The sequence below is a fragment of the Bradyrhizobium sp. Kon10 genome (assembly GCF_055807395.1).
Window position 1 is genome coordinate 1 of record NZ_JBVVOZ010000231.1, and the last position, 270, is coordinate 270.

Annotated in this window: 1 protein-coding gene; it reads left to right on the forward strand. The window is 65.6% G+C overall.

Features of this window, described 5'->3' with window-relative positions:
• A partial coding sequence (locus AC0L2O_RS36845) for a ZrgA family zinc uptake protein (protein WP_473373212.1) occupies positions 1-270 on the forward strand: 270 nt, incomplete at both ends.

Below are 270 nucleotides of genomic sequence, written 5' to 3' on the forward strand. Positions count from 1 at the left end.
GGTGCTCGACGGCCAGTCCCTGGAGCTTGAGCTGGACAGCCCGGCCATGAACCTGGTGGGTTTTGAACACGCGGCGACCAGTGCCGCCGACAAGGCCAAGGTCGCCGCCGCGCGCAAACAGCTGGAAGATCCGCTGGCGCTGTTCAGCCTGCCCAAGGCCGCCGGTTGCGTCGTCAGCTCCCAGGAACTCAACAGCCCGCTGTTCGGCGACAAACCGCAAGCCGATCATGATGACGACGACGATGACCACGCCACCGATGGCAAAGGCGC